The sequence below is a fragment of the Paenibacillus sp. J2L1-98 genome, from assembly GCF_056269405.1.
The window spans coordinates 22,881-35,051 of record NZ_JBWDNW010000024.1 but is presented as its reverse complement, the minus strand read 5'-3'; the positions used below and the strand labels follow the sequence as shown (position 1 = coordinate 35,051).

General features: G+C 44.7%; 7 protein-coding genes. All 7 read right to left on the bottom strand.

The genetic code is table 11. The annotated features are described in order from the left end of the window. Positions 1–59: 59 nt before the first annotated feature. The gene (locus tag AC0YNZ_RS26440; RefSeq protein WP_475829450.1) at positions 60–1,361 is read right to left on the bottom strand and encodes an S-layer homology domain-containing protein; all 1,302 of its coding nucleotides are present in this window, start codon (positions 1,359–1,361) and stop codon (positions 60–62) included. Further along, complete coding sequence (locus tag AC0YNZ_RS26435; RefSeq protein WP_475829449.1) at positions 1,358–4,438, bottom strand: Ig-like domain-containing protein; 3,081 nt, start codon at positions 4,436–4,438, stop codon at positions 1,358–1,360. Before AC0YNZ_RS26435 ends, AC0YNZ_RS26440 begins: the two co-directional genes overlap by 4 nt. Before the next feature lie 182 nt (positions 4,439–4,620). Further along, the gene (gene metK, locus AC0YNZ_RS26430; RefSeq protein ID WP_475829448.1) at positions 4,621–5,835 is read right to left on the bottom strand and encodes a methionine adenosyltransferase; all 1,215 of its coding nucleotides are present in this window, start codon (positions 5,833–5,835) and stop codon (positions 4,621–4,623) included. Between the two features lie 160 nt (positions 5,836–5,995). Continuing rightward, positions 5,996–6,274, bottom strand: coding sequence for a small, acid-soluble spore protein, alpha/beta type (locus AC0YNZ_RS26425; protein WP_475829447.1), 279 nt, complete (start codon positions 6,272–6,274; stop codon positions 5,996–5,998). Positions 6,275–6,387: 113 nt separating this feature from the next. Beyond that, entirely contained in the window at positions 6,388–6,891 is a 504-nt protein-coding gene (locus AC0YNZ_RS26420) for a hypothetical protein (RefSeq protein WP_475829446.1), read from the bottom strand. 62 nt (positions 6,892–6,953) lie between these two features. Further along, entirely contained in the window at positions 6,954–9,038 is a 2,085-nt protein-coding gene (locus AC0YNZ_RS26415; RefSeq protein ID WP_475829445.1) for a hypothetical protein, read from the bottom strand. Positions 9,039–9,289: 251 nt separating this feature from the next. Beyond that, positions 9,290–11,788 (bottom strand): S-layer homology domain-containing protein, encoded by a 2,499-nt coding sequence (locus AC0YNZ_RS26410; RefSeq protein WP_475829444.1) that lies wholly within the window; start codon positions 11,786–11,788, stop codon positions 9,290–9,292. Positions 11,789–12,171 lie beyond the last annotated feature (383 nt).

The window sequence follows — 12,171 nt, the reverse complement described above, 5'->3', positions numbered from 1 at the left end:
ATAAGTGAAAAGGCTTAACCCGCACGATCTTTTAGGCGGGTTAAGCCTTTCTTCACTTATTATGAGGTCAAAAACTTCACCTTTTGCAGCAACCGCATAAGCATGACCGTTCCTTCCGCGCGAGTTGCATTCGTTTGCGGACTCAATGTCGTCGCGGTTTTGCCGCTAATGACGCCAATGTATACCGATTTCGCTACATCTGCCTGCGCCCATGTGCCAATTTTCCCGCGATCCTTATACTTCTGAAGATAAGCTGCAGCCGATTGAGGAAGCTGAACGGTTAGGCCAGCCACGCCAGCGGCTCTCATCATCATTACAGCCATTTCCTGTCGCGTAATCGGGCTGTTAGGCTTAAAGTTTCCATCGGAATTGCCTGCTGCGATTCCTGCTTTCGATGCGGCTCCAATATATGCACCCATTGCCGTATTCGTATTTACATCCTTAAACTTAGCAGCTGCCGCCTTGTCCCCGCTTAAGCCAAGCCCCTTCGCGATATAGGTCGCAAATTCACCGCGCGTAATGGACATATCCGGTTCAAATTTCGTTGCCGTCCTTCCTTCTACGATGAATTTCCGCGACATCGTATGGATAGAGGTGGCTGCCCAGTGCTTAGATAGGTCCGAGAAGCTAAACGAATTGGATACAAGCGCGTAGGAACTGTTGCCTTTCCTTTTGAACGCGGCCGTCGTCTTTCCGCCGCTTACCGACAGCTCTGTTGGAACATAGGAAAGGCCGCCTGTTGCGGGATCAAACCATACGACTGCTGTTTTGCCAGTGTCCACAATCTGATTGGTTTGGATGGTACGCGTCACATAACCATTAAATTCATTTAAAGACTGCTGCAAATTCCCGCTCACTGCGGTAACGTCGAAATGATAAGGACCTGCAAGCTGCTGGATATTGGCGCTGTTTATTATCGTATTGATATTTCCGGTTAAATTTGATAAACCTTGGTCAATTCGAATGAGCAGCTGGCCCGCTGCGCTATTGCCGCCCAGCAGCATATTTATTTTCGCATAATCTGCCGAATTTAACTGAAGCTCGTAGGTTGCTTCGCCAAATTGCACAGCAAACACCGAATTTGTATTTAAGCGATACGCTGCATCCAACGCGCTTATTGGAATGGCTACAATAGCAGCACGCTCGGCTGCCGGCACCTTAAATGCAACGCGCGGAATAGCTAAGCCGGCAGCACGAGCAGTTTGGTATGCCGTCAGTACCTTCTCACTTGATACCGTATACCGGTTAGCTTGAATGCCGGCAGGCGATATGTCAATCGCGGCGGTCGCTGCCGTCGTTTTCAGGCCAATACCGCCGCCACCTGCTGCTTCATAATCGCCGGATAACCCATCAAGTATCATTGATTTGCTGCGCTTATATTCGTAAAGCTGTTTATCGTTAATCCGCCGTTTGTACGAAGACCCGTCGAAGTTGAATAATACGTTACTGTAACTGCCTCCCCTACCGAAAAGGGAGAGGACAACGTTAAAATAACGGATGAACCGCTTATTTCTACCTTTGATACCGATTTTACAGAATTGTTCGCATTAACAAGGAACTGAACGGAAGAAGGTATATAGCCGCTATTTAGCGTCTCAGCGAAAGTCAGTGTTAACGTAGAGCCCTTCGCAATAACCCCGTAGATGGAGCCGTTTTGCGCTGCGCTGCTTCCCAAGCCTGACAATGCATTATTAAAAGACGGCGCAGCATTCCCTGCAAGATCCGTTATTAAAGACACGGAAGCCAAATAGGACACGGATACGACTTGTCCGGTTGTTACGGCTGATGACAGCGTCAATAAGACCGAATCACCAGATATGCGGGCTTGAAGAACGGAACAGGCGATGTTATCTACCATCACGCTGAATTGCCCAACGGACGGCACACTTTGGGAATTTAAGCTTTTGTTATATTTCAACGTAACGGTTGAACTATTGACGCTTGCGGACTGAAGAGTTGGCGTACCTGTATCAGGCGCGCTGCTCAGGCTGTAGCTGCTGAATGCATTCAAGTAATTGCCTGCCGTATCCCGGACGGGATACGTACCGGGTGAATAAGTCACATAGACCTTCTGGTAATTTTGAATTTGGCCATTGATCGTCAGCAAAATGTTGCCGCCAGCGCTTGAAATCGAGGTGGCGCTGTAAGTGACTCCGCCAGCCTTAACCGAAAATTGTAAATAGGCATAGTTGCTTACTGTCATTAAATCCTTGTTGAAAGCCAAGGTAATCGCGCTGCCTGAAGCGTTGCCGCCCACTATTGACGGTGGCGTTACATCCTTTGCGCCTGATACATCCTGTTTGGCAATACTCACTGCTTCATTGCCTGCAGCATCTTGAATAAGCCCAACTGCCGCCTTCGAATATGACAGCTTCACCTGCTGACCCGCAACGATTGGGCTTGATAGAGTGAGAATGACCGATTCTCCTCTAATTTGTACGCCCGTCACCGAACGCGGCGCCCCGTTAACCGTCACGTAAAAGCTGCCAATAGACGGTACTGTATTTACGTTTAACTCTTCATTGTAAAACAGCGTAATCGTTGAGGCGCTCCACTCCAGCTTGCTTACGACAGGTGCCGTTATATCAGAACCAAACGTACGGAAAGTCCATTGGTATTCATTCAGTATCCCGGCAAAATTGTTTCCGGCCAGATCGGTTACCGCGCTGGCATCAATCGTCACATAATAAGCGGTGTTGGCACTCAGTGCTTGTGTTGGCGTAATAACCAATACATTATTATTGTTTCCGTCTACATTAAAATTAGCCGGAATGGGCTGAAGCGCGTTATTACCGGCAGGATTGAAAGTTATCGAACCGGTTTCGCCTTTCTTGACCGCTTCGCTGAATGTTGCGGAAAAGGCTTGGCTTAGCCCTACCGAATTTGCGTTATCAAGCGGATTCAATAAGGAAAGCGTTGGTCTTACTGTATCCTGTGCGACTGTGAAGGACCAAGATGCCTGAGATGAAATTCCGGCATAATAATTGCCTGCCGCATCGCGAATGGCATGATTGCCGATTGTCACATAATATTTGGTATTATTAACGAAAGCTTTCACCGCCTCGTTATTAACCGCTTTATTCGGATCTATCGTAATTTGATAAGTACCGCCGCCCGTCACTCGCTCTGAAGTAATTGGAATCGTCCGGAATAATGCCCCTGTTGCCGACTCTCTAATTTCAATCGCTCCGCTGCTCGGGAAGACAGGTTCATTAAAGGTGATTTGCAATAGTGAGCTCAAGCTGTTAATCGTTCCGCTCGCAGCAGGGGTTAAGGCTGCTGCAGCAGGCGGTGTCGTTTCATTGCCTGGATCTGTACTAAAATTCCATACCGATGCGCCTGCGATCCCGTGATACCATTGATCCCCGTTTGGATCAGGCTGGGTAAAAGCGCCCGCATCAATTAAAACATAATAAGCCGTATTCGCTTCCAGATTCGAGCTCGGCGTAATCTGTACCTTATTATTGCTCACGACAACCTTTGATGAATTCGCATTAAATCGCTCGAAGGTTGTATTGTTGCTAATTCTACGTATCTCGATATATTTACCTGCACGCGCTTGAACGCTTTTATCAAATTCGATCACAAGTGCTGAACTGACCGGAACGGAAGTCGCATTGTCTGCCGGTATGAAAGGAGCCGCTACGTTCACTGGCGCGGCTGCGGTTGTAAAGCTCCATGTCGTACCATAATAAAAATTCCCTGACGCATCCTGGAAGGCTGTACCCGGAATCGTCACTAAATACGTTGTGTTTGGCTGCAGGGCTGCCGGAGGCTGAATTACGATTTGGTTCGTCCCGCTGCCTCTAACAGCATTGGATGTAACAGCAATCGTTCTGTTATCCTCGGTGGAATTCATCTGAATGTTTCCGCTTGCGGCATATACCGGCTCGTCAAATGTAATGATAATCGGAGTTGTCACCAAAACAGGCGAAACAGCAGGTACAAACCCGGTAGGAGTCGGCCTTGTCACGTCTATCTCTGCCACAGTCCGGAAATTCCAGCTGCTTGCGCTGTTGATTCCGGCATAACCGACACCATTCGAAGTGTTAACAAATGCTCCGGCATCAACCAATATGTAATAATTCGTATTCGGTGCAAAATTATTCATTGGATCTATGGTCACAATACGCTGCGTGGAATCGATGGTTATGCGATTTGATGATAAGTTAATGCTTTCCACCAAATTGCTCGTTGCATAATCATAAATGGAAATAGACGTTGAAGCAGAACCTTTACTTACATTTTCATCAAAAGTCATTTTCAAATCAGCCGATATCGATACATTATTAAGATCGTCAGCTGGACTGAAGCCTAATACGACCGGGCCTGCCGATGCGGCTGCCGCAGGCTGCGGATCCGACGACCAGCCTGTCAAGCTTAGTTGCAGCAGCAGCATAATGGCGATAAACAAAGACAGCTTGCTGGTACGGTTCATTTCAATTCACTCCTCAAAAAATTACACTCGTACCTTATTTGTCGGTTAGTTGACATGAAAAATTTAGGTTATTCCGCTTTTTTGTGCCGAATCGCAAATAAAAAAGCTGTCTACGAAGTAGTTAAACTACTTTGTAAACAGCTTTTCCAGCCTTTAAAGGCATCTTATTGAATGAAACGAGCTTATACTCCGCTTTGAACGCCAGCGTCTGTTTTAAGCTTCTCGGCTTTGTCGACGCGTTCCCAAGGAAGATCGACATCCGTACGGCCGAAGTGACCGTATGCAGCCGTTTGTTTGTATATTGGACGACGTAGGTCAAGCATTTTAATAATGCCTGCCGGACGAAGGTCAAAGTTGCTTGTGATCAGCTCAACGAGCTTATCTTCGCCAATTTTGCCTGTACCGTAAGTGTCTACATTGATCGATACCGGTTGGGCAACGCCGATTGCGTAAGCCAATTGGATTTCGCATTTGTCTGCAAGTCCTGCAGCAACGATGTTCTTCGCTACATAACGAGCAGCATAAGCTGCCGAACGGTCAACTTTTGTAGGATCCTTACCGGAGAATGCGCCGCCGCCATGACGAGCATAGCCGCCATACGTATCAACGATAATTTTACGGCCAGTCAAGCCTGCATCACCTTGAGGTCCGCCGATAACGAAACGGCCTGTAGGGTTAATGAAGTATTTAGTGTCCGCATCCAGCCATTCCACTGGAACGACCGGCTTAATTACATGCTCAAGAATATCCTGTTGGATTTGCTCAAGTGTGATTTCTTCAGCATGCTGCGTGGAAACGACAATTGTGTCGACACGTTTCGGTTTGCCGTCCACGTATTCAATGGTAACTTGTGTTTTACCATCTGGACGAAGGTAAGCAAGCGTCTCGTTCTTCCGAACTTCAGACAAGCGGCGAGCGATGCGGTGCGACAAAGCGATTGGAAGCGGCATAAGCTCAGGAGTTTCGTTAGTTGCAAAACCAAACATAAGTCCTTGGTCGCCTGCGCCGATATCTTCATTCTCTTGCTTCATGTCTTTGCCATCACGAGTCTCAAGCGCAGCGTTAACGCCCTGCGCAATATCAGCCGACTGCTCATTAAGCGATGTCAATACTGCACATGTGCTGGAGTCAAAGCCGTATTTGGCACGTGTGTAGCCAATTTCCTTAATTGTGCGGCGTGCGATTGATGAAATATCAATATAATCCGCACGGCTGCTAATTTCACCAATTACTAATACAAGACCTGTTGCAACAGAAACCTCACATGCAACACGAGCGTTTGGATCTGCTTCCAGAAATGCATCCAAGACAGCATCGGATATTTGATCACAAATCTTATCCGGATGGCCTTCTGTAACAGATTCCGATGTGAACAAGTGGCGTCCTTTAACCGACATCCGTATCAACCTCCTAAAACCTTAATTATGAAATAAGTGCAAACTATCTACATAAAAAACGAACCTTTCCCCGGAGGAAAAGGTTGTTGGACAACTCTTCTATCACAGTATGATACCGAAAATGTCGCATTGTGTCAATGGATGCCGGTTTGTATAGAAATTATTGATAACTGCCCAGCACTGATTGTGCCTGAGCGATCAGCCTTCTGGTGATCTCTCCGCCTACTGAACCAGCTTGACGTGTAGATATTGCCGACCACTGTACGCTGTGTCCGTTTCCGGCTCCGGATGACGCCCCTAGCTCTCCAGCAAATTCCGTATCTGCGCCCGCGCCCGCGTAGGCTCCTGACGTTAACCCGAATTCTGCCGCAATTTCATACTTCAATTGGTTTAATGCTGCTTTACATGTTGGTACTACCACTTTATTCGAACGACTCATAAAATGACACCTCCAAAGTATGTGGGAACACAATTATATTGTGCATCACACCATCGTATTTGAAGCGTATAACCTATTGTCAGTTCGGGTAAAATGTAGAGCATTAACCCATATTATTGCAAAGTGTAGCTGCCTTTCACCAATACAGTCAGCCCATTCTTCTGGTTCGGATCGGGTAAAATACCGCGGCCTTCACGTGGAAACAGCAGCAGATGATTCGTAGGCACAGCCTTGCCCTTCGTCAAATCCGTACCGCCCGTAAGATCGGCAATACCGCTCGCATCTGAGCTGTACGCAATCGCTTTGCCAACGCGCACAATAACCTCAGTGCCTTGGCCAGCCATAAGCGTCTTGCCTGCCGGTACCGTTACAACTTCTAAAGAAGTATCAGTGCCAGCGCCAGTATCACCGCCTGTGCCGCCGCCAAGTTTAGCCAGCTGCTCATCGACATAACTTTTTGTGACCACTGGGTCATCAACAGAGCCCGGAGTCAGCGCATTTGTTTCTGCTTCAAGAGGTGAAGCAAAGTTTACGCCGACCCACACTCCTACTCCGATCAAAAAAGCGGAAACAATACCGCGAATTGCATATTTCTTCACTTGGTACTCTCCCTTCAACTCTAGCATCTCCTATAAAGATACTAGATTTGAGTAGGAGAAACCAGTTTTTTCTTTATAATTTAGTGCGTTCCGTCGAGCCAGTTGATATAGGCGGACCAGCTGATATCTACCGAGGCTAGCTTTTTCTTATGCCCTTCGAACGTTTCATAAATATTAAGAGTATAGTCATCCCATACCGGCGTTGTTGTCATATCTTTCTTCAATTCGGAGAAGTTTTCACCAACCTTCCAGGTCGTTCCTCCTTCCGCATTACCTTCCAAATCTATGGTATGTGTTAAAATGACTTCATTTGTGCGTTCTTTTTCCAGCACCATTGTCAACTTGTTTTGAGTAAAGCCATCATACATACGGTCTTTCACCACGGTTGCACCCATATCAATATCGAGCAAGTAACCATCCATAAATGCATTGAAATATGTCATATCTACTGTATATGGTCCTACCTTCATTTGTTTAAAGCTTGAAATATCTGTTTTCTCAGCAGGTAGCTCCAGCTGAATAGGACGAATATATCCTTTAGCTGCGCCAGTTCCCATAATCACGCCACTATCATCGTAAGCCTCACCAATCAGAAGCTGTATGCCTTCTTTATTCGCATTAACCGGTAAATCTGCATACAAAATGATTTGCTCTTTATTGGAAGGCTTGATCACATTGTTAGCCTTAACCATCTTAACTTCATAATAATTACCGTCTGCTGTTTTAAAATAGCCAGCCCATGCCGGAAGTAAATTGCTTCGATTTTGTTTATTCGTCACATCGACGTAGACGGTATATATATCACTATCTTCGCCTTTGTAGGTTCTTACATCGGTTACTTGAGCAGTAAGCTGCGATCCTACAACGGATTGAGTATATACAGAACCTGCTTTTACGATTGGAACAGCTGCAATCGAAGATTTTGTAAGATCAGCAAGCAAAGTTGTTTGTTCGCCTGTCTTCTCGCTTAATTGAAGACTGAATTTCTTCCAAGAATATGAGAAAGGAATTTCTCCAATAAAATGAACTGTCGCCGAACCGCCAGGTGCTAACCCAATAACCTCTGTGCCTGCAACTATTTTGGATTCAAGCTTAATGTTCTCATCAATTACAAATTGCCCAGTCAAATCCGGTAGTGGAACAAATACCGATTCTTTGTTACGGATAACCATTTCTGCGATAACACGATCCTTCGTCGTCCATGGTAGTCTCTGAACAGATTTGAGCGTCACCTCATAAGTACCGCTGTCGTTTGTGAACGTGGTAACCGAAGAACCAACCGGAGTGGTTGTCAATTTGAATGGAATATCTAAAGTAACGACTGGTAACTCTACTTTGTTTGTTTCAGAGCCAACATTATTAGTAATAATGAGCTTCCAGCCTGTAATTGCTAACGTTGATGGAATATTGCCTGTTAACCGAACCGCATTTAGCACCGTTGGCTCTAGAAGGAGAGATTCATCCGTCTTATTTTTCAATGACAGCTTATACAAGCCTGCCGATGTTTGCACATAATAATTGTATTGAGGGAGTGTAACTCCAAACTTACTTGTATTACGTGCCACATAACTTAGATTGAATTCATAATACTTATCCTTTTTCGTTACGTTTATTTGATCAATTCTCACATTGACATTCGAATTATTGATCAGAATGGTTTTAAAGCCGCCAGCCTTCACAAAATTCGAATATCCTTTAGGAAAGGTATACTTTGCTACCGTGCGTTCATAGCCGGAAACCGAGAAATCAAATTTAATAATGTTGATTACTAACTGATCCAAGCTTACTTTTGATCCGACTTGACTGTAAAATGTTAATGTTGCAGTTGATTTTGGTGCTATCTTCTTCTTTGTTTGATCGAGCAGCGTTAATGAGAATTTCGTTCCGCCAACTGATTTCAAGCGTGCCCAATAATCGTTAAGTATAAGGTCTTTGCTATCCCCATTGTAAAAAGTAAATGTAAAGCTAGCCGTAGCTCCACTCGAGCTTGGTATCAAATTGGCATCGATAAGCTGTACATAAGATGCATTCGTTATGTACACTTTCTTGTTTACCGCAGCTTCTGCTGTTGAAGCTGCATAGCTGGAAGGAACCGCACTCAGCATTACGACTAAAACCATAAGTAAGGATATGAATATGGATGTTTTTCTAATGCTGTGTCGCATGTAACTGATCACTCCTAATATTTAGCTTTTCATATTTAGACGGTATAAGATAGGTATTTGTTTCGCTTGAAAAATGATTGATTAATAAATATATCAGAAAAATTCATACGTAGCTTTGCCAACCTCCTATTCTAATTTATACACTCGATAGAATTGTTAGTTTTACTATATCTGTTTTATGTGAACTGCGTATGAACAAAAAAAAGAGCCGCCGGTTTCCCGGCGGCTCTTTCTTACTTATTCAACTTCTATTATGGAAGTTGTGTGATAACGATAGTGCCTACTTCAGCAAATCCGCCGCCAACAACAGTTCCAGTTGTTGTGAAAGCTACTGTGTAGTGTGTACCAGCAGTTCCAGTTGCAGCGAAAGTTACTGCGTCGAAACCAGCTACGGATACGTTACCGTCTTTATCGATTACATAGTATTTCGTGTTAGCAGTTGCAACGTAATCATCGCCATCGATTTTGAAAGTTTTTGTAGTAGTGTCAACAGCGCTGACTTGGTCAGCAGCAGTTGCAGTAACTGCAAGCGTTTCATAACCAACAGTTGCAGGAGCGGAATCAGTCAACGATACGAGTTGTTTAGCAGCTACTGCAGTAGCGTAAGCAGCGGCACCAACTACGTATGTTTTCTCTTCGCCAGCAACGTTCAATTTCACACTGTAAGTCGAACCGGAAGCTGTAACAGCCTCAGTTTTCGATACGAACAGACCGGAAACTTTAGCAAGCTCGGAGCTAGCTTCGTTGTCTTTAGTCAATACGATGAACGAAGCGTTGATGCTGTCGTTAACGATAACGACTTTATCGTTTTTAGTGATGTTGGAGATAGCGCCAACCGAAACGTTGTTGTTAGCAAGGTCAAGACCGTTTACTACAACAGTGTTCGAAGTAACGTTGTATACGGAACCTGTTTTGATTGCAGAAGCCGAAACTTCAGCAACGTCTGCAGAACCCGCAACAGTCAATGCTTGTGGTACAGTGATACCTGTTACTTTACCAGCAGCGTCGTAAGCGAATTTGGCGATGAAGTCAGCATCGCTATCAGCAGCTGCATAAGTGTCAGCCAGGTAAGCTACTTCTTTAGTGTTCGTTTTCAAGGAGAAGAATTCAACTTTATCCTTAGTCGACACTTGTACGCCGTCAAGAACAGCCACGTTGTTAACTACTTTAGTGATTACGCCGTAAGCAGAAGCGCCTGCACCAGCAGTTACAACAGTTGCTTTAACGATTTTGTTGTCTTTGTTAAGAATGAAGTTGTACTCAGTACCGATTACAAGGTTAAGAGCGGAAGCTTCAACGTAGCTAGTGCCGTTAACAACATAAGATTTGTCAGCGCCAGTAGTGGAAGTCGAAGTCACTTTACCAGTAGCCGTTTTACGAGCAGCTTCGATTGTAACAGCTTTCGAACCGCTAGCTACTACATCGATTACATCGTCTTTTTTCAGGTCAGTTGCAGCAGCAACTTTGCCGTCAAGTTTAATTACAGTGTTCTCATCTACAGATACAACGCCGCCATCGTGAGTGATTTGAGCTGCACGGTATGCAGTTTTTGCATCATAGCTTACGAACAATTTGTTAGTTGCAGAGTACTCATTAACAACTACTGCACTTACTTCGTTGCCAGCAGCGTTAAGTACCAAAGTTACGTTAGCACCTACAGCGATGTCTTTGTCACCAGCAACAGTAACAAGCGCGCCGTTTTTAACGAACAAGAAACCAGGAGCGACTTGGAATGGAGTAGTTACGCCATCCAAAGTGATTGCGCCAGCATCAGTAAGATCTGCTACTGCCACTTTGTTTTTGCCAGTTGCAACTTTAGCTGCATCTTGTTTGTCGGAAACTGCTACTACGTTACCGCCAACTTTGATTACGGAAACTGTACGACCAGCAAGCTCAGAAAGCTTTTTGCCGCCTGTTACCACAAAGTCTTTAGCAACTGTGTGAAGAGTACCGCCAACACGGATTTGTGTGCTGTTGTTCTCAAGAGCTGTGTTTTCCAAAACGCCTGTAGTTACTGCACCGATTTGTTCAACCAGTGTTTTAGCCGGAGCTACAGCAACCAGGTTGCCGTCTTTATCATATTTAACCAATGCATCGTCAAGTGTGTTGGATGTCAATTGGGCTACAACACCACGGTTAGCTGTTTGGCCTTTAGTGATGTCAACACCTTTGAACAAGTTGAGTTCTGGCGAGTTAGCTTGCAGCAATACGTTATTAGGCCATGTACCAGATAGTTTAGCGTCTTGGTAACCAAGAGCACGAACCAATACCGCTACTACTTCTTCAAACTTAACTTTGTCGCTAGGACGGAATTTGCCGTTGTAGCCTTGAACCAATTTTTTAGCTTCTGCCACGTTTATGTAGCCAGTGTACCATTGGTTAGCTTTAACATCGCTGAAGTTAGGCTTTTGGGATTTCAAAAGCTCAGCGTTGCTTGCGTTACCAGTTGCAATAACGATAATTTTAGCAAGTTCTGCGCGAGTAATGTCGTTACCTGGTTTGAAAGTACCATCTTCGTAACCATTGATAACACCAAGTGCAGTTAGTTCTTCAACCGCTGATTGTACCGGTTTGCCCACTACGTCAGACGGTGTTGCTGCGAAAGCTGTAAGAGATGTTGGAATTACCAGCGCTGAAGCCAGTACGAATGCTGCTATTTTTTTCTTCATAACCTTTATTTCTCCTCCTCTAAATACGTGCGGTTTTTGAGAGTTTTTTTGTTTAAATAGTGAATTGCTCTTTTTCCTCATAGCCGATTCACCCCCTTTCCAGAGTTGAGCACAGATTTAATATAAATGATGTCTGCGGGGCATGTTTAGCCCTTTATGTAAGAACATGTCGCAGAAACTTGTAAATAAAGAGAGAAAATTGCTAGAGCTGCTACGCACTACAACATTATACAATGGGTGCCCCTTACCGTAAATAGAAAGTTGAGAAATCATTCCAATTCATTTCCAAATCAGGTTAGGTCTAATGCATCATATTGCATGTTTGTTTCAGCGTCATGTATTTAAACGCAGGTTACGCTGAAAAGTTGCGATGTTCTGAAAAAAACTTTAAAAGTTTTTTTCTTCCGTAATTTGTATTGGTTATGTATTCCTTAATTATCTTACTTCTTAAGTACTTTGATAGT